We start from the raw sequence: 18,791 nt of genomic DNA on the forward strand, positions 1-18,791 counted from the left end.
ATTGCAGAAACCGCGCCGAAAAACGTCGCAAGAGACATTGGCCGTCCGCACGGAACTCGCTAATGTTACCCCAACACTAAATGATGGCAGGCTGGCATTCGCCACGGGCAGCCTGCCGTTAGCTAAAACTTACAGATCGCTTGGGAGGAATGCCTCATGAAAACGCGTGCCGCCGTTGCCGTTGCCGCCGGAAAGCCGCTGGAGATCATGGAGGTGGACCTCGAAGGTCCGCGCGAGGGTGAGGTTCTGGTCGAGGTCAAGGCGACCGGCATCTGCCACACCGACGAGTTCACGCTGTCGGGCGCCGATCCGGAAGGGCTGTTTCCGGCGATCCTGGGCCATGAGGGCGCCGGCATCGTCGTCGATATCGGCAAGGGTGTGACCTCGGTCAGGAAGGGCGACCATGTCATCCCGCTCTACACGCCCGAATGCCGCCAGTGCCCGTCCTGTCTGTCGCGCAAGACCAATCTGTGCACCGCCATCCGCGCCACACAGGGCCAGGGGTTGATGCCCGACGGCACCTCGCGCTTCTCGCTCGGCGGCGAAAAACTGTTCCATTACATGGGCTGCTCGACCTTCTCCAACTTCACCGTGCTGCCGGAGATCGCTGTCGCCAAGGTCAATCCCGACGCGCCCTTCGACAAGATCTGTTACATCGGCTGCGGCGTCACCACGGGCATCGGCGCCGTCATCAACACGGCCAAGGTCGAGCAAGGGGCGACGGCCGTCGTCTTCGGCCTCGGCGGCATTGGCCTCAACGTCATCCAGGGGCTACGTCTGGCCGGCGCCGACATGATCATCGGCGTCGATGTCAACAACGACAAGAAGGCCTGGGGCGAGAAATTCGGCATGACGCATTTCGTCAATCCGAAGGAGATCGACGGCGACATCGTGCCTTACTTGGTCAACATGACCAAGCGCGGCGCCGACCAGATCGGCGGCGCCGACTACACATTCGACTGCACCGGCAACACCAAGGTGATGCGCCAGGCGCTGGAAGCCTCGCATCGCGGTTGGGGCAAGTCGGTCATCATCGGCGTCGCCGGCGCCGGCCAGGAGATCTCGACGCGGCCCTTCCAGCTGGTCACCGGCCGCACCTGGATGGGCACCGCTTTCGGCGGCGCGCGCGGCCGCACCGATGTGCCCAGGATCGTCGACTGGTACATGGAAAAGAAGATTGAGATCGATCCGATGATCACCCATACGCTGAAGCTCGAGGACATCAACAAGGGTTTCGACCTCATGCATGAGGGCAAGTCGATCCGGAGCGTCGTGGTTTACTGAGGAAAGCCACTAGGCCGCAGGCCGGAACGCCGGCGACCTCTGTGGTAAAACATGGGAGGAATGGAATGGCCGAAAAACTGCATCCGAAGATTGACAATGGCTTGCCGAAGGAAAGCGCATCCTTCTCCGGCGGCACGCTGGTCTGCCTCTGCACCAGCAACCCTGTGAAGGTGAAGGTCAAGGGCCAGATCGCTCACGACCACGCCTGCGGCTGCACCAAATGCTGGAAGCCGGAAGGCGCCATATTCTCGGTCGTGGCCGTCGCCGGTACCGGCGACGTCACCGTCACCGAGAATGGAGACAAGCTGAAGGTGGTCGATCCTTCGGCGCTGATCCAGCGCCACGCCTGCACCGGCTGCGGCGTCCACATGCATGGCCCGGTCGAGCGCGACCATCCCTTCAAAGGCCTGTCCTTCATCCATCCGGAACGCTTCGAAGAGGACGGCTGGTCGCCGCCGGGCTTCGCCGCCTTCGTCTCCTCGATCATCGAATCCGGCGTCGACCCCAGCCGCATGGACGGTATCCGCGCGCAACTGAGATCGATTGGGCTCGAGCCCTATGACTGCCTCAACCCCGGCCTGATGGACTATATGGCCACCTGGACGGCGAAGAAGTCCGGCGCGCTGCCGGCCTGAGCCCAGTCGGTCCGGTGACGACCGGGCGCTCCTGCGTGAAATGCTTCATGGAAATTGCCAATGGGCGATCGAAAGATCGCCCATTGGTCGACGTTCGCCCGGAGGGACAAATGCTGGCAACAGCCATCGCAGCGGCCGTGCTCTTGATCGGGATAGTTCTCGCTTATGGCATCAAACGGTTTTCCCTTGGCGACAGTGTAACCCTGATCGCTCTCATGATCATTCCGTTGCTCGCTTATGGGGTAGTGTCCGGCGATATCAGCGAGTTCACCGGGCCGGGTGGCTGGGGCGCGAAATTCCGCGAGGAAGCCAAGAAGACAATCGACCCGATACCGATCAGTTCTTCCATTGTCGAAGGCGAGTTCGTCGCCAAGGGCGACTTCGTCCAGCTTGAGAATGTCGATCGCAATTTGGCGCCGGGAAAGCCGGTGAGCATGACTTTGCAGCTTGGCCGTGGCGACTATTATCAGGCGCCCGTCATTGCAGAGTATATCCGTGTCCTATCGCAACATGATCCCGACATGTCGGTAGTGGTCATCGACCCTGCCGGAAAGTATGTCGCCTCAGCCAAGGGCAGCGTCGTGCTGGCGCAGCTGACCGATAACAGGAACTCTGAGCAGATCAGCCGTCTGATGGCTGTCCTGCGGGGGTCCGATCCGGCGGCGATTCGGACGGTCGGCGGCTTCTCCGACAAATCCATCGCCGACACGGCCAGCAACGTCGACGCCTTGCAGAAAATGCAAAGCGAGAATACAGCCAGACTCGTGGCCATCACCGCCGCCGGGGTGCCGGAGGGCATCGTGCTGCGTGACATGATCGTCACTCGGTTGCTGGTGGAACTGGCGCCGGAAGACAAATAGCCGCCAGGAGTCGCCGATCGCTCGGGAAATCATGATCTACGTCGATGCCGACGCCTGCCCGGTCAAGGCCGAGGTCGAGAAGGTCGCCGAGCGTCATGGGGTTGTCGTCACCTATGTCTCCAATGGCGGCCTGCGCCCATCGCGCGATCCGATGATCCGCAATGTCGTCGTCTCCAAAGGCGCCGATGCCGCGGACGACTGGATCGTCGAGAACGCCAGGGAGAGCGACATCGTGGTGACGGCCGACATTCCGCTTGCCGCGCGCACGGTGGCGCTCGGCGCGCATGTGCTGGGGCCGACCGGACGCCCGTTCACCCCGGAAACCATCGGCATGGCGGTGGCGATGCGCGATCTGAAGCAGCATCTGCGCGAGACCGGCGAAAGCCGCGGCTTCAATGCCTCCTTCACGCAAAAGGACAGGTCGCAGTTTCTAGGCGAGCTCGACCGCATCTTGCGGCGCGCGCTCAAATCCGTCACACCGGATTGATCCAACGTCTTCAGGGACCCGACCCATGGGTGAAGACCTCAAGACGCCGATGCATCGCCACATGCAGTTCGCACTGGCCTTTGCGATCGGCATCGTCGCCCTACTGGTGGCTCTTCTGCTCAAGGCACCGCTCCCCTACTCCATCGGCGCCAATGTGTTCTTCGTGAGCTATATCGCCATGGTGCTGGCGCTGATGCCGAGCCTCACCGGCCGCTATCTCAGCAGGAACGCGCGCGCGACGGACATGCCCGTGCTGCTTATCTTCGCCGTCACGTTCTTCGTCGTCGTTGCGGCCATCGTCTCGCTGTTTCTTTTGATCAATCAGAAAGATGCGGCGCACCCTTGGCAGCTTGCCTTCGCCATGCTGTCGATCCCGCTCGGCTGGTTCACCATCCACGCCATGGCGTCGCTTCACTATGCGCATGTCTATTGGAAGGATGGAGGCGAGATCGATCAGAAAACCCAGAAGAAAATGCCGGTCGGCGGCCTCGATTTTCCCGGCGGCAAAAGACCAGAAGGTTGGGACTTCCTCTATTTCGCGACGGTCATCGGCATGACGGCGCAGACGGCGGACACCGCCATAACCACCTCGCAAATGCGCCTTGTCGTGCTTGTCCACTCGATCCTGAGCTTTTTCTTCAACACGGTGATCGTTGCCGCGGCGGTCAATCTCGCGGTCAGCCTAGGCCCTCCGTAATAAATCCGTGATCGCATGAAACATTGCCTTGTGCGGTGACGTATTGAGGGGAAGACAAGGACCTGAGAAGCCGCCTGCCTGAGGCGGCCGGAGGCAAGATGGACGCTGTTGCCAACAACCAATCCGCCCCCAAGGCGGGCGGCAAGGACACCACCCTCATCTACCGGCAGTCGCGCTGGACGCGCTTGACCCATTGGCTCTGGGCTTTCTCGCTGTTCTTCATGCTGCTTTCCGGCCTGCAGATCTTCAATGCGCGGCCGCAGCTTTATCTCGGCAAGCAGTCCGGTTTCGAGTTCAACAACACCATTCTCGAGATCGGCGCCGAAAACACCGCCAACGGCCCACGCGGCTTCACCGAAATCCTCGGCCACCGCTTCGACACTACCGGCGTGCTCGGCTGGTCGGGTCCGCTGGGACAAGAGACGCCTCGCGCCTTTCCGGCCTGGGCGACCATTCCCTCCTATTACGACCTTGGCACCGCCCGCGTCGTGCATTTCTTCTTCGCCTGGATCCTGACCACCACGCTGCTCGTCTGGCTGATCGCCGGCCTGATCAACGGCCATATCCGCCGCGACCTCGCCCCTCGCCCCTCGGATCTGCGCAAGCTGCCGCGCGACATCGTCGACCACGCGAAGCTGAAATTCCACCACACGCGCGAGTACAACACCCTGCAGAAGATGGCTTATGGCGGCGTGCTGTTCGTGGCTCTGCCGTTGATGATCGTGACCGGGCTCGCCATGTCGCCGAGCATGGATTCGGTGCTGCCGTGGCTCAACGAAATCCTTGGCGGCCGACAGACGGCGCGCACCATCCATTTCACCGTCATGGTGCTGCTCGTCCTCTTCTTCATCGTCCACATCCTGATGATCCTCGCCGCCGGCCCGATCAACGAGCTGCGCTCGATCATCACCGGCTGGTACCGCACGGACCCGCCCGCGAAGCACGACCAGTCGACCGAGAGGAGCGTCTGACATGGCGAAATTCCAGATCACGCGCCGTAAGTTCCTGACCGCCGGCAGCCTGGGCCTGTCAGGCATCGCATTGTCGGGCTGCGACGCCTTCGACAGCGGTCTCGGCATTGGCGGCGGCCTGCGCAGCTTCCTCGAAAACGCCAATGGCCTGACTTACCGCGCGCAGCGCTTTCTTGCAGGCCGCGACGCGCTGGCGCCGGAATTCACCGAGGCCGATATCCGCCAGCCGCAGCGACCGAATGGCGTCACGGCGCCCGATGACGACACCTACAAGGGTCTGCTCGCCAACAATTTCGCCGACTGGCGCCTGGAGGTGACCGGCCTTGTCGAGAAGCCGCTGTCGCTGACCCGCGAGCAGCTCCAGAACATGCCGAGCCGCACCCAGATCACCCGCCACGACTGTGTCGAAGGCTGGAGCTGCATCGCCAAATGGACCGGCACGCCGCTGTCGCTGGTGCTCGACCAGGCGGTGGTCAAGCCGCAGGCGCGCTACGTCATGTTCCACTGCCTCGACACGATCGAGCAGAGTTTGTCCGGCGACATCAAATATTACGGCACCATCGACCTGATCGATGCCCGCCATCCGCAGACCATTTTGGCCTACGGTCTCAACGGCAAGCCGCTTCCGGTCGAGAACGGCGCGCCGCTGCGCGTCCGGGTCGAGCGCCAGCTCGGCTACAAGATGCCGAAATACATTTCTAAGATCGAGCTGGTCGACAGTTTCGCCACTATCGGCGGCGGCCGCGGCGGCTATTGGGAGGATAATGGCTACGACTGGTATGGCGGGATTTGATGATCCCTCGCCTGCGGGCCGAGCACGATCTGCCGTCTGCCGAGCTTGATGCCGTCGAGGAGCGTCTGCATGACGACAACCGACGGCTGACCGGTCGTGACGACGACCGTGCCCTCACCTTTGCCTTGCGGGATGAGCAAGGGCGCGTCGTCGGGATCGCCGCCGGTCATTCCTGGGCCGGCATCGCCGAGCTCACGCTGATGTGGGTCGACGAAACTTATTGCGGCCTTGGCCACGGCAGGAAGCTGCTTGATGCCTTTGTCGCGGAGGCCGCTGCGCGCGGCTCCCTGCGGATATGGGTTTCGACCCACGACTTCCAGGCGCCGGGCTTGTACGAAAAGGCCGGTTTCGAGCGCATCGCCGAACTCACCGGATGGCCCGAAGGCCATTCCAACATCATCCTTTGCAAGACGATTTAAGAGCGCCTAAGCGACTTTATCCAGCAGCGGCTTCAGCGCCGGATGGATTTCCGGCGAAGCGTGCCTGATCAGCGTCAGCAGCGCGCGCTCGTTGTCGCGCAGCGGCCGCTGGCCGCCGCCGCGCTCGACCAGCCATTTGGCTTCGTCGGCATCGATGGTCTCGGCACGGCGGGCAAGCGCCTCGGCGGCCCGGTTCCTGGCTTCCCATTCGGCCTCGATATCGCCGGGAGAATGATAGGCTTCGAGGACCGCGGCGAATCCGCCCGACACCATCCGGCTGAAGAACCCACCGAGCGTCGGGCCTGCCTCGTCAAGGAAGTTTTCATGGCGCAGCGCCGCTTCGCGCGTCGGCGGCTCGTAGCCGGCCGAGCACATGATATAGTTGGCGATCGCCTTGACGAAGAGCTCGTTCCAGGACGGATCATTGTCTGCGGCCGCTGTTCGGTCATTGATCCTGAACAGCACCTCTGCCTCGGCTTTGGTAATGGCGATGTTGCCGTCGCCGCCGAAGGCATGGAGGATGCGGCGAAGGAGATCGACCTCGGCCCTGGCAATCAAGCCCGGAACCAGCTCTCCGCCGATCATCAACGGCCCCTTGCCGCCGATCACCGCATGCGCGACCTGCTCCAGCGCATAGGCCGAAAGCTGGCCGGGTGAGGATTTCGCTTCCTCCAGCACATGCACCAGCAGCTCGAGTGCCGTGCGGCTGTCGACCATGCCGTCACGCGAGACGGTGCGGACCAGCCAGTCGGCATTCTCCTCCGAGATATAGCCTTCCGGCTTTTCCTGGTGGACGATGTAGTCGGTCACCGCCTCGACGAAGAACGGTGCCCATTCTCCGCATTTGTCGCGCGCCGTCTGGTCGAGCGCGAACAGCGCCTCCGCCTCGCCGCGGCTCACCACGCCGTCGGCGAATACCTCGCGCCGCAGCATTGCCACGTTCTCAGCCGTGATCTTGTTCTTCGACATCAGCCCCGCCAACGGAGCGCTCATGATCAATTCGCCCATCTGCCGTCCCTGCCTGTCGCCTTTTGCCGGCGTTATCCCGTCAGGTTTAACAGCGGTGTCTTGAGAAACGGGCAAATGGCGTGGTTAGCGAAGACTTGTCGGCAACATGTCGCTGGGAGGTGACAAGGTGTCGTCAACGAGCTATGGATGGCGCGTCGGGGGCTCGGTTTGTGAGTCCCACCTGTTTGCGGGAGAGAGCAGCGCAAGCTGTCGCCGAAGGGGAAATCGCCCGAAATCTCTCAGGCAAAAGAACCGTTGACGGGAAAGACAACTCTGGAAAGTCGGGGCCTGGCCCCGCGCCGAAGGTGTAAGCGCTGCCGACAGAGTTACGGGGCGCGAGTCTCTCAGGCTTCAGACAGAGGGGCACGGAACAGGCCGCCAATGGCGGTCGATTGCGTGCGACTCTGGAGAAGACATGACAGGCGAAGACACCAGGCACCTACCCCTCGAGGATTTGCATCAGGCCGCGGGCGCGCGCTTCGGCGCTTTTGCCGGCTGGTCGATGCCGCTCACCTATCCGCCCGGCGTGATGAAGGAGCACCTGCACACGCGCGAGCACGCCGGGCTGTTCGACATCTCGCATATGAAGCTGTTCGAGGTCGACGGTCCGGGCGCCGCGGCGCTGTTGAACCGGGCCTGCCCGCTTGATGCCGGCGCGCTGGACATCTCGCAGTCCAAATACACTTTTTTCCTCAACGAGGCTGCCGGCATTATCGACGACCTGATCGTCACGCGCCTTGGCGACGACCGGTTCATGGTCGTAGCCAATGCCGGCAACGCCATCGAGGACGAGAAGCATCTGCGCACGCTCTCCGCCGGTTTCGACGCCACGGTCGAGCCGCTCGACCGCGTCTTCCTGGCGATTCAGGGTCCGGATGCCTGGGCGGCTTTGGCACGGGCCGGCATCGAGACCGGCTCGCTGCTCTTCATGCATGGCATCGAGCCGCGCCAGAACTGGTTCATGAGCCGGTCAGGCTACACCGGCGAGGACGGTTTCGAGATCGGCCTGCCGGAGAAGGACGCGCGGGATCTCGTCGCCAAACTCCTGGAAGACGAGCGCGTGCAATGGATCGGCCTCGCCGCCCGCGACAGCCTTCGCCTCGAAGCCGGTCTCTGCCTGCATGGCCAGGACCTGACGCCGGAGATCGATCCGGCAAGCGCCGGGCTGATGTGGGCGATCTCGAAGGAGGTTCGCGCCACTGGCCATTTCATCGGTGCCGACGCGCTGCGCTCGATCCTGGAGCGCGGGCCGTCGCAGAAGCGCGTCGGCCTGAAGCCCGACGGCCGCCAGCCGGTGCGCGCAGGCGCGACGCTCGTCGATGCCGGCGGCAATCCGGCCGGCCATGTCACCTCCGGCGGCTTCGGCCCTTCGACCGGCCACCCTGTCGCCATGGGTTATGTCGACACCGCGCTGGCCAAGCCCGACACGAAACTCTTCGCCGATGTCCGCGGGACGAAAATCCCGGTCGACGTCACGTCCCTGCCCTTTACCCCACACCGCTACCGCAAAGGATGATTCCGAATGGCAAAGACCTATTTCACTGAAGACCATGAATGGCTCCGCGTCGAAGGCGGCGTCGCCACTGTCGGCATCACCGACTATGCGCAGGAACAGCTCGGCGATCTCGTTTTCGTCGAGCTGCCGGAAATTGGCCGCAAGCTCGCCAAGGGCGATACCGCCGTCGTCGTCGAATCCGTGAAGGCGGCTTCGGACGTTTACGCGCCGGTCGACGGCGAGATTACCGAGGCCAACGGCTCACTGTCGGCCGACCCTTCGCTGGTCAATTCGGCGGCGACCGGCGACGGCTGGCTCTGGAAGATGAAGCTCTCCGACGAAGGTCAACTCGACAGCCTCATGGATGAGGCCGCCTACAAAGCCCATATCGGCTGACAACAGGATCTTGGAAATGACCGCAGCACCTGCTCCTTTCTCGGCCCGCCATATCGGTCCCTCCGTCAACGACGTCAGGGCGATGCTCGCCGCCATCGGCGTTCCATCCGTCGAAACGCTGATCAGCCAGGCCGTGCCGAAGTCGATCCGCCTCGATCGGCCACTCGACCTGCCCGCTCCGGCGAGCGAAGCCGAAGCGCTGGCCGAATTGTCGGCGATGATGGCGAAGAACACGGTGCTGAAGAGCTTCATCGGCGCCGGTTATCACGGCGTCTTCGTGCCGCCGGTCATCCAGCGCAACCTGTTCGAGAATCCGGCCTGGTACACGGCCTACACGCCCTACCAGGCCGAGATCAGCCAGGGCCGGTTGGAAATGCTGTTCAACTTCCAGACCCTGGTCACCGAGCTCACCGGCCTGCCGGTGGCGTCGGCTTCGCTGCTCGATGAAGCGACCGCCGTTGCCGAGGCCGTCGGCATCGCGCTGCGCCATCATCGCGACAAGCGCACCAAGGTGGCGCTTGCAGGCACCCCGCACCCGCAGACGCTGGACGTCGTGCGCACCCGCGCCGAGCCGCTCGGCATCGAGGTCGATGGCGAGACGATCGACGACAACACCGCCGCCCTGCTCGTCTCCTGGCCGGACACGTTGGGCGTCTATGGCGATCACAAGGCGGCGATCGAGAAGGCCCGCGCCGCCGGCGCGCTGGTCGTCTTCATCGCCGATCCGCTGGCGCTGACGCTGACGGATGCGCCGGCGCAGCTCGGCGCCGACATCGCCGTCGGTCCGATGCAGCGCTTCGGCGTGCCGATGGGTTTCGGCGGCCCGCATGCCGCTTATTGCGCCGTTTCCGACAAGCTGACCCGTCTGATGCCCGGCCGCCTCGTCGGCCAGTCGACCGACACCAAGGGCCGCCCCGGCTACCGGCTGGCGCTGCAGACGCGTGAGCAGCACATCCGCCGCGACAAGGCCACCTCCAACATCTGCACCGCGCAGGCGCTGCTGGCCAACATGGCCACGGCCTATGCGATCTGGCATGGCCCTGCCGGCCTCCAGGCGATTGCCGGTCGCATCCACGGCCTTGCCGACCGCCTCGCCTCAGGTCTCAAAGCCGCCGGCGTATCGGTGCTCGGCGCAAGCCGCTTCGACACGGTGACGGTCGAGGTGAAGGGCAAGGCCAGCGCGATCGCCACCGCGGCGGAGAAGACAGGCCGGCTGCTGCGCGTCATCGATGCGGACAAGATCAGCATCGCCTTCGACGAGACCTCGACGGAAGCCGATCTCGAGGCCATAGCCGGCCTTTTCGGCGCCAAGCCAGGCGCAGACGGCGGCTCGATGCCCGGCAAGCCGCGCGGCAAGGAGTTCCTGACGCAGCCGGTCTTCCACGAGAACCGCTCCGAGACCGACATGATGCGCTTCCTGCGCCGGCTGGCCGACAAGGACCTGGCGCTCGACCGCGCCATGATCCCGCTCGGCTCCTGCACGATGAAGCTCAATGCCGCCGCTGAAATGATGCCGGTGAGCTGGCCCAGCGTCGCCAATCTGCATCCCTTCGCGCCTGCCGGCCATTCGGGCGGCTACCGCGCAATGATCGCCGATCTCGATGGCTGGCTGTCGGAGATCACCGGCTTCGACGCCGTGACCTTGCAGCCCAATGCCGGCAGCCAGGGCGAATATGCCGGCCTGCTCGCCATTCGCGGCTATCACCGCGCGCGCGGCGAAGGTCACCGCACCGTCTGCCTGATCCCGTCCTCCGCGCATGGCACCAATCCTGCGAGCGCCGCGATGGCCGGCATGAGCGTCGTCGTCGTGCGTTGCACCGAGGACGGCAACATCGATGTCGAGGACCTCAAGGCCAAGGCGGCCGAGCATTCGAAGGACCTCGCGGCGCTGATGTTCACCTACCCCTCGACGCACGGCGTCTACGAGGAAGGCGCGCGCGACCTCTGCGCCATCGTCCATGAGCATGGCGGCCAGGTCTATTTCGACGGCGCCAACCTCAACGCGCTGGTCGGCCTCGCCCGTCCAGGCGATATCGGCGCCGACGTCTGCCACATGAACCTGCACAAGACCTTCTGCATCCCGCATGGCGGCGGTGGGCCGGGTGTCGGTCCGATCGGCGTCAAGGCCCATCTGAAGCCCTACCTGCCCGGCCACGTGACGGAAGGCACTACCCATGCCGTGGCGGCGGCGCCGTTCGGCAGCGCCTCCATCCTGCCGATCACCTGGATGTACATCCGCATGATGGGCGCTTCGGGACTGAAGCACGCGACGGAAACGGCGATCGTTTCCGCCAACTACATCGCCACCCGGCTCGCGCCGCACTTCCCGCTCCTCTACAAGGGCAGGCACGATCGCATCGCCCATGAATGCATCCTCGACACTCGCGTGCTCAAGGAGAGCGCCGGCATCAGCGTCGACGACATCGCCAAGCGCCTGATCGACTACGGTTTCCACGCGCCGACCATGTCGTTCCCGGTCGCCGGCACGCTGATGGTCGAGCCGACCGAGTCCGAGCCCAAGCGTGAGCTCGACCGCTTCTGCGAGGCGATGATCGCCATCGCCGGCGAGGCGGCAAAAGTGGCAAAGGGCGAATGGCCGCCCAACGATAATCCGCTGGTCAACGCTCCGCACACCGCCGCCGAGGCGCTCGCAGCTGAGTGGAAGCATCCCTACTCGCGGCTCGATGCGGCCTATCCAGCGGGCGACGCCGACCTGGCGGCGAAATACTGGCCGCCGGTCTCGCGCATCGACAATGTCGCTGGCGACCGCAACCTGGTCTGCTCCTGCCCGCCGCTGTCGGAATATCTCGGCGCCGCGGAGTAGTCGTTCAGGCGGTTTTCTGGGCCGACCCGCTATCGGGCTGGCCCTGTTCTCGTTGGGCGATAACGCGGTTCCGCCCGGCGCGCTTGGCGGCATAGAGCGCGGCGTCCGCTTCGGCCAGCACCTCGTCCAGGGTCCGGCCACTAGCTGCGCCAAATCCCATGCCGCCGCTGACGCTGCTGCGCAGCGGGCCGCGATGCGTCGCGACGATCTCGGTGCCGAAGGCGACGCCGATGCGGCTTGCCATGTCATGCGCCTTTTCAGGCGTGATCCGCGACATGACGATCGCGAACTCCTCGCCGCCGAGCCGGAAGGCGTCGACCCCTGTCCTGCCATATTTCTTGATCACCGCCGCGAAGCGGCAAAGGACCTTGTCGCCGACGGGATGGCCGAAGACATCGTTGGTCGTCTTGAAATGGTCAAGATCGAACATCGCGATCGCCATGAACGGACCGAAGCTGCGATCGCCGTAGAGTTCGTTGAGCGCCCTGCGGTTCATCAGGCCGGTCAACGGATCGGTCATGGTCTCGGCCTTGAGCTCGATCTGCGCTTGCAGATGATGCAGCGAAAGCGTCAGCGCCCCGAGGCCGGTCATGCAGGCAACCGCGACGACGGTGTTCAACCGCTCCGCCCAGTTGTCGGGCGCAGCACCGAGAACCCATTGCCCTTGCACCAGCAACACCAGGCCGCACAGCGCGAAGGACAAGCCGCAGGCTCCGCTCAGGAACGAGACGACGAGCAGGATCCTGCGGTCGTGATCGCCCTTCATCCAGAACATCGTTCCGATCGCCGCGAGCAGCGCCGTGACGGCCGAATAGGTGATGAGGAAACCGATGCCGTCGAATCCGAGATAGGTGAAGACGGCGCCGGCGGCCATGGCTGCCAATGTCGGCAGAACAACGCTACCATGGTTGCCGACGCCCAGATATTGCATCGCCGACAGGCAGATGATGAGGAAACCCAGGCTGAGCAGCACCAGCACTGCCTGGCAGAGCCAGGGGTTGGGCTCCTTGCTGTATTGCCAGAACAGAACGACATGCGCGACAAGCACAAGGATGCCGCACGCCACCGTCAGCACGAAGGGCGCCCGCGGAGCGGTGAGCCAGATCGCAAGCATGGTGATGCTGAGGCACGTACCCGACAACGCCGCCGCGAGCAGGAGCGAACTAAAATCCAACATTGTTGAGCCGCCGCCTCTTGGGAGTGGTCAGTGACGCTGCATTCTAGGTTAACGGCGGCCCGCTGATACCGTTTTCAGCTAACCTTTCGACCCAACCTTCCGACAAGGTTTACAAAGCATCCACTACTGCATCCAGCAGAAGCGAAGACTAGAAATTGTTGGTTTATATTGAAACAGTTCTTTTCACCAGCGCGAGGCGATCCCCGCGAAAAACGATATTCGCCCGACGTTGTACACCTGGTAAGCCGGTTGACAGGCGTGCGTCCGCCAGCCGGAAATTCAACCCTGTCGCTTTGATTTCGCCAATCGACAAACGAAAATTGTAACGGGTGGAACTTGTCGCGTTTCGCTGAAACGGCGTTCGGCCGGCGGCCGAGGAATTCGGGCGGAACGATTTAAGCCAAGCCCGATAAGGCTCTAGCTCTTGTTCAGGAGTGCCAGATTGGCGTTGACCACCGTCTGGTCGGCCATGCCGGCCTTGGCTTCGAGGAGCAGCGCACGCGCCTTCTTCCTGTTGCCGCGCAGAAGCTGCGAATAACCCATATTGTTGACGATCTGCGGCTTGCGGCCGGCGACCTTCAACAATTGCGCATAGGCGCGGTCGGCGAAGTCGAAACGGCCGAGCTCGTCATAGGAAGCGGCAAGCCCCATCCAGGCTTCGGCATTGTCGGATCTGAGCTCGACCGCCTTGCGGAAATGCTGTTCGGCCAGGCCGAAATTCGCCTCGCGGAACTGCGCCTTGCCTTCGACGAGATCATTGGCGCTGACATCTTTGGCCACCGGCTGGATCGCCGTGGTCTTGGTCGTGTCGACGTTGTTGTTCGTCGTGCAGCCGGTAATCATCAAGACGGCCGCCAATGCCGCCGCTGCCTTGGGAAGTCTCTGACGCATGCCCCTGCCCCATCGCCCGATTTGCCGGGTCGTTCTTCACGAAAAGACGCTACAGGAGAGCGATTAAGCTTCGGTGCCGAAATGCAGCTAAATTTTGGTTGCCCGCCAAGAATGCGTTAACCAGCCGACCAGCGATGGTTGAGGTATGCTGAGATTCGGGTCAGGCCGTGTCGAGAATAGTGGCTTTCGAGAACCGGAGCGGAGCGTACTTGAAGTACGTGAGCACCGGAAGCGCAGAAAGTCGCTATTCGCAGGCCGGCCTCACCCGAATATCAGCATACCTCAGTGATGCGCCGTCAGCTTCACAATGATCGGAATAATGGCGATCATCAGCACCACCGGCAGGATGCAGACCGTCACTGGCACCGACATCTTGGCCGGCAAGGCATGCGCCTTCTCCTCCGCCAGCGACATGCGCTTGTGCCGCATTTCGTCGGAGAAGACGCGCAGCGAGCCCGACAGGCTGGTGCCGAGTTCCTTGGATTGCTGCAGCAGGGTCGCGAAGGAGCGCACCTCGTCGAGGCTGAGACGGTCGGCGAGCGCCTTGAGCGCGTCGTCCAGGCTGCGCCCGGCGCGCAGCTCCAGCGACACCAGGATCAGGTTCTGGCTGAGCGAGGGATAGGTCCTGGCAAGCTCCTTGGAGACCCGCTCGATGCCGGCCTCCATGCTCATGCCGGCATCGGAGCAGACGATCATCAGATCCATGAAATCGGGAAAGCCGTTGCGGTATTCGCGCATCTTCTCCCGAACCTTCTGCGTCAGCACCAGGCCCGGCAGGAAATAGCCGCCGGCTCCCGACAGGATGATGAAGGTCCAGCGGCTGGTCATGGTCGACTCGGCGCTGGCCGCCCAGTGGTTGATCAGGAACGCGCCCAACGCCGCACCGATCATGGTGGCGAAGCGGATCAGGAAGAACATGCCGACGGCGCGCGGCTCCATATAGCCGGCCTGGATGAGCTTCATGCGCAGCCGCGCGACATTTTCCGGGTCGCTCTTGGCATAGAACTCCTGCGCCCGTTTCACCGCTTTCTCGCGCACGGCGCTGGTGCTCTTCTTGGGCGCAGCTTCCGCCTGCTCGGCCGGCTGCACCACCTCGACCTTCAGCCGGCGCTTGACCTCGCCACGATCGCCCTTGGCGAGCACAAGCGGCCAGGCGACGGCGCCGCCGCCCAGCACCAGCAGCAGCACGGCAACCGGCGTCAGCGACGTTGGCGCGAGCGAAGCGAGGAAGCGGATGACGTCTTCCATTTCAGAACCGGAAATTCGACATCTTGAACATGATGGCGTTGCCGAGCAGCAGCCAGAAGATCGCCCCACTCAGCATGTACCAGGTCTTCGGCTCGTTCCAGACATCCTGGTAGAATTGCGGCATCAGCACCATGATGGCAGTGAACAGAAGCGCCGGCACCGCGGTCAGGATGTAGGCAGACATGCGCCCTTCGGTCGAAATGGCGCGCACCTTGCGGCGCAGCTTGCCGCGCTCGCGGATCGTCGCGGACAGGCCGTCCAGGATCTCGCGCAGATTGCCGCCCGAACTGCTCTGGATCGACACCGCCGTGACGAACAGCGGCAGGTCCTCGTGGCCTACCCGGTCGAATAGATTGTTCAGCGCCGACACCAGGTCCGAGCCGTAAGTCACCTCGTCGGCGACGACGCCGAACTCGGTGCCGATCGGGTCGGCCATTTCGCGCGCCACCATGGCGATCGCCACCGGCACCGGATGGCCGGCCTTCAAGCCGCGCGTGATCAGTTCCAGCGCCTCGGGCAACTGTATCCCGAACCGCTTGTGCCGGCGCTTGCGCATGAAGCGCATCGCCATCACCGGCAGCACCGGCAGCAGTATGAGAAACAGGATCAGGCCGAACAGAAGCGGCAAGCCCTTCCAGATCGTGAGAAGCGCCAGTGCGAAAGCGATCCCCGATGTGATCATCAGGAACTTCGGCAACGGCGTGGTCATGCCGGACTGCGTGCGCAGGACGCGGAAACGGTCGAGGGAAAAGACGGAACTGCGGCCGTCGATCCCGCGCTCCTTGCGCAGTTGGATCAGCACCTGCTCCTGGCTGATCTTGTTCTCGGCGAGCTTCATGCGGCGGTTGATTGCCGTGCGCTTGTCGCTGCGCCCGGCATAGAGCAGGTAAAGGCCCTCGGCGATCATGATGCCGGTGAGCGCCGCCGCGGCGTATACGACGTAGATCGGGCTGAATCCCTCGAACACCGGCCTAGTCCTGCGGCCGGCCGGGTTCGAAATACTTGCCCGGGAATTCGATGCCCATGTTGCGCAGGTCCTCGAGGAAGCGCGGGCGGATGCCGGTCGCCTCGAAGTGGCCGAGGATCTTGCCGTCCGCCTCCATGCCGGTGCGCACGAAGCGGAATATCTCCTGCATCTGGATGACATCGCCTTCCATGCCGGTTACCTCGGCGACGCTGGTCACCTTGCGCTTGCCGTCGGAAAGGCGCGTCAGCTGCACGATGATGTCGAGCGCGCTGGCGATCTGGCTGCGGATCGACTGCACCGTCATCGGCATGCCGGTCATGCCGAGCATCTGTTCCAGACGCGAGATCGCGTCGCGCGGCGTGTTGGCATGGATGGTCGCCATCGAGCCTTCATGGCCGGTGTTCATCGCCTGCAGCATGTCGAAGGCTTCCTCGCCGCGGCACTCGCCGAGGATGACGCGGTCCGGGCGCATGCGCAGCGCGTTCTTGACCAGGTCGCGCTGCTTCAGTTCGCCATGGCCCTCGATGTTGGCCGGGCGCGTTTCCATGCGCGCGACATGCGGCTGCTGCAATTGCAGCTCGGCCGCGTCCTCGATGGTGATCAGGCGCTCGTCTTCCGGGATGAAGGCCGACAGGGCATTGAGCATCGTCGTCTTGCCGGTGCCGGTGCCGCCGGAGATGATCGTGGTCTTGCGGGCGTGCACCGCCGCCGCCAGCACTTCTGCCATGTTCTGGGTGATGGCGCCGAATTCGACCAGCTTGTGCAGGCCGAGCTTGTTCTTGGAGAATTTGCGGATCGACACCAGCGGACCGTCGACGCCGACCGGGCGGATCGCCGCGTTGAAGCGCGAGCCATCGAGCATGCGGGCGTCGACCATCGGCTGTGATTCATCGACGCGGCGGCCGACAGCCGCGACTATTTTGTTAATGATTCGAAGCAGATGCGCCTCATCCTTGAATGGGATGTGGACCTGCTGCAGCTTGCCGCGCTTTTCGACGAAGCAGTTCTGGTGGCCATTGATCAGGATATCGTTGATCTCAGGGTCCTTGAGCAACGGCTCCAGCGGGCCGAGGCCGACCATCTCGTCGACGATGTCGTCGACCAGCGCATCGAGCTCGGCGATGTTGATCGCCATCCGCTCCTCGCGCGTCTTTTCCGAGACGAATTCATGCACCTGCCGTCGCATTTCATCCTTGGGCAGCCGCTCGAGCGCCACGAGGTTGATCTCCTCGAGCAGCATGCGGTGGATGCGTACGCGCGCATCGAGCACCTTGTTGGCGCTTTTTGCCGGCGCAGCCTCCGGCTTCGGCGGCGCCGGCTTGCGGGTCGTCGGGATGATCACCGCATTGTGCGCCACAGGCGCGGGCTCCGGCGCCCGCTGCGGACGAGTGTCGCGGTTCTGCAGGTTGGAAAAGCGAGTGTTCATCCGGCCTTCCTCTTCAGCAGGCCTTTGCCGAGGCCGAACAGCGATTTCGACTTGACCGTGGTCTGGACGGCCTCCTCCGGCAGGATGATCTTCTTCAGGTCGTTGACGACATTGGCGTTGGGGTCGATGGCGTGCAGCGGCACGCCGCGATCGACGGCCTCGCGCACCAGCCGGTAGTTGTTGGAGATGCCGCCGACGAAATGCTCGCCGAGTATCTCCTGGACATCGGCCTGCTTGATGCCGCTGTCGAACATCTTCTGCTCGAAGCGGTTGACGATGACGTTGGGCTTCACTTCCTTGCCGGCGGTCTCATAGACGGCCTGGATGAGGCGCTGCGTGTGGCGCAGGCAAGGCACCGTCATCTCGGCGACGATGTAGAGCTTGTTGGAACCCAAGAGCACCGTCTCGGTCCAGGGGAACCAGGTGCGCGGCATGTCGATGACGACATTGTCGAAGTAAGCCGCCACGAGATCGAGCATGCGAACGACCACATCGGTCTTGAAGGAGCGCATGTCCGAGGGACGCGTCGGCGCCGCGAGCACGCACAGGCCACTCGCATGTTTCGACAGCATCACATCGAGCAGTTGCCGGTCGAGGCGCTCCGGCTGGTTCTCGATTTCCGTGATGTCGAAGCGCGGCTCAAGGTCGAGATATTCGGCGCAGGCGCCCTGCTGGAAATTCAGATCGACCACGCATGTCGAAGCGCCGCGCGTCACCGAATGATGCAGTTGGAAGGCCGTCTGCAGGGCGAGCGTGGTGGTGCCGACGCCGCCGGCAGCCGGCATGAAGGTGTAGATGTGCGATTCGGTGTTCTCTTCCCGCCCCGGCCCCTGCAACGCCCGGATGACCGAGCGCACCAGGTCTGCCGTGGTGATCGGCTTGACCAGGAAGTCGGCGACCTTGAGCTGCACGAGGATGCGCACCGCCGCCGCGTTGAATTCCTGGGTGACGACGACCACGGGAACGCTGCCTTCCAGCCGGCGCATGACGCGCTGCAGCGACTCGATCTCCTCGAGCTTGGCCGCGTCCATGTCGACGATGACGGTGCCGAAATCGGTTTCGAGGGCTTCGCCGCGCAGCTCGTTGATGCTCTTTTCCACCGTCAGGAGCTCGATGACCTCGGAGGTCGCAAAAGCCGTCCGCGTGTCCTGCACGAACACCCTGTCGGTGGAAACGAGCAGGATCTTCTTGGTCTTGGTAGCAGATGCCATCT

At 63.5% G+C, this 18,791-nt stretch carries 18 protein-coding genes and 1 riboswitch; of the genes, 11 read left to right on the top strand and 7 right to left on the bottom strand.

Annotated elements, in window-relative coordinates; all coding sequences use genetic code 11:
• Positions 1-156: 156 nt before the first annotated feature.
• From EJ068_RS01555 to EJ068_RS01590, 8 genes are all read left to right on the top strand, one after another.
• A complete protein-coding gene (locus tag EJ068_RS01555) occupies positions 157-1,284 on the top strand; it encodes an S-(hydroxymethyl)glutathione dehydrogenase/class III alcohol dehydrogenase (RefSeq protein ID WP_127252927.1) in 1,128 nt (375 codons plus the stop codon).
• 65 nt (positions 1,285-1,349) lie between these two features.
• Complete coding sequence (gfa, locus tag EJ068_RS01560; RefSeq protein WP_126060495.1) at positions 1,350-1,919, top strand: S-(hydroxymethyl)glutathione synthase; 570 nt, start codon at positions 1,350-1,352, stop codon at positions 1,917-1,919.
• Positions 1,920-2,029: 110 nt separating this feature from the next.
• The gene (locus EJ068_RS01565; RefSeq protein WP_127252926.1) at positions 2,030-2,779 is read left to right on the top strand and encodes a hypothetical protein; all 750 of its coding nucleotides are present in this window, start codon (positions 2,030-2,032) and stop codon (positions 2,777-2,779) included.
• Positions 2,780-2,810: 31 nt separating this feature from the next.
• Entirely contained in the window at positions 2,811-3,266 is a 456-nt protein-coding gene (locus EJ068_RS01570; RefSeq protein ID WP_127252925.1) for a YaiI/YqxD family protein, read from the top strand.
• 25 nt (positions 3,267-3,291) lie between these two features.
• Entirely contained in the window at positions 3,292-3,963 is a 672-nt protein-coding gene (locus tag EJ068_RS01575; RefSeq protein WP_127252924.1) for a DUF1345 domain-containing protein, read from the top strand.
• Positions 3,964-4,061: 98 nt separating this feature from the next.
• Positions 4,062-4,934 (top strand): cytochrome b/b6 domain-containing protein, encoded by an 873-nt coding sequence (locus EJ068_RS01580; RefSeq protein WP_129554449.1) that lies wholly within the window; start codon positions 4,062-4,064, stop codon positions 4,932-4,934.
• A gap of 1 nt (position 4,935) precedes the next feature.
• Entirely contained in the window at positions 4,936-5,727 is a 792-nt protein-coding gene (locus EJ068_RS01585; protein WP_126060491.1) for a molybdopterin-binding protein, read from the top strand.
• Positions 5,727-6,146, top strand: a complete 420-nt coding sequence (locus EJ068_RS01590) for a GNAT family N-acetyltransferase (RefSeq protein ID WP_127252922.1) — start codon at positions 5,727-5,729, stop codon at positions 6,144-6,146. Before EJ068_RS01585 ends, EJ068_RS01590 begins: the two co-directional genes overlap by 1 nt.
• A 6-nt stretch (positions 6,147-6,152) precedes the next feature.
• On the opposite strand, the gene EJ068_RS01595 is transcribed toward EJ068_RS01590, so the two are convergent.
• Entirely contained in the window at positions 6,153-7,154 is a 1,002-nt protein-coding gene (locus EJ068_RS01595; protein ID WP_128315301.1) for a hypothetical protein, read from the bottom strand.
• Between the two features lie 178 nt (positions 7,155-7,332).
• Positions 7,333-7,419, top strand: a riboswitch (glycine riboswitch).
• 150 nt (positions 7,420-7,569) lie between these two features.
• On the opposite strand from EJ068_RS01595, the gene gcvT reads away from it, so the two are divergent.
• The 3 genes from gcvT to gcvP are packed head-to-tail and all read left to right on the top strand — an operon-like array spanning position 7,570 to position 11,869.
• Positions 7,570-8,670: a glycine cleavage system aminomethyltransferase GcvT gene (gene gcvT / locus EJ068_RS01600; protein WP_127252981.1), complete on the top strand. Its 1,101-nt coding sequence runs from the start codon at positions 7,570-7,572 to the stop codon at positions 8,668-8,670.
• A gap of 6 nt (positions 8,671-8,676) precedes the next feature.
• Positions 8,677-9,045, top strand: a complete 369-nt coding sequence (gene gcvH, locus EJ068_RS01605; protein ID WP_042644226.1) for a glycine cleavage system protein GcvH — start codon at positions 8,677-8,679, stop codon at positions 9,043-9,045.
• Positions 9,046-9,061: 16 nt separating this feature from the next.
• On the top strand, positions 9,062-11,869 hold the full coding sequence (gene gcvP / locus EJ068_RS01610) for an aminomethyl-transferring glycine dehydrogenase (RefSeq protein WP_127252982.1): 2,808 nt from the start codon (positions 9,062-9,064) through the stop codon (positions 11,867-11,869).
• Between the two features lie 4 nt (positions 11,870-11,873).
• Here gcvP and EJ068_RS01615 read toward each other — a convergent pair whose 3' ends face one another.
• The 6 genes from EJ068_RS01615 to EJ068_RS01640 form a co-directional block, all read right to left on the bottom strand.
• Positions 11,874-13,046, bottom strand: coding sequence for a GGDEF domain-containing protein (locus tag EJ068_RS01615; RefSeq protein ID WP_127252983.1), 1,173 nt, complete (start codon positions 13,044-13,046; stop codon positions 11,874-11,876).
• Positions 13,047-13,463: 417 nt separating this feature from the next.
• Positions 13,464-13,937, bottom strand: coding sequence for a hypothetical protein (locus EJ068_RS01620; protein ID WP_127252984.1), 474 nt, complete (start codon positions 13,935-13,937; stop codon positions 13,464-13,466).
• A 282-nt stretch (positions 13,938-14,219) separates the two neighbouring features.
• On the bottom strand, positions 14,220-15,185 hold the full coding sequence (locus tag EJ068_RS01625) for a type II secretion system F family protein (RefSeq protein WP_127252985.1): 966 nt from the start codon (positions 15,183-15,185) through the stop codon (positions 14,220-14,222).
• A gap of 1 nt (position 15,186) precedes the next feature.
• Entirely contained in the window at positions 15,187-16,152 is a 966-nt protein-coding gene (locus tag EJ068_RS01630; RefSeq protein WP_127252986.1) for a type II secretion system F family protein, read from the bottom strand.
• 4 nt (positions 16,153-16,156) lie between these two features.
• Entirely contained in the window at positions 16,157-17,578 is a 1,422-nt protein-coding gene (locus EJ068_RS01635; RefSeq protein WP_127386067.1) for a CpaF family protein, read from the bottom strand.
• Complete coding sequence (locus tag EJ068_RS01640; RefSeq protein ID WP_127252148.1) at positions 17,575-18,789, bottom strand: response regulator/pilus assembly protein; 1,215 nt, start codon at positions 18,787-18,789, stop codon at positions 17,575-17,577. The genes EJ068_RS01635 and EJ068_RS01640 overlap by 4 nt, the downstream gene beginning before the upstream one ends.
• Between the last annotated feature and the right edge of the window lie 2 nt (positions 18,790-18,791).

This window comes from Mesorhizobium sp. M2A.F.Ca.ET.043.02.1.1 (assembly GCF_003952405.1).
Taxonomy (GTDB): domain Bacteria; phylum Pseudomonadota; class Alphaproteobacteria; order Rhizobiales; family Rhizobiaceae; genus Mesorhizobium.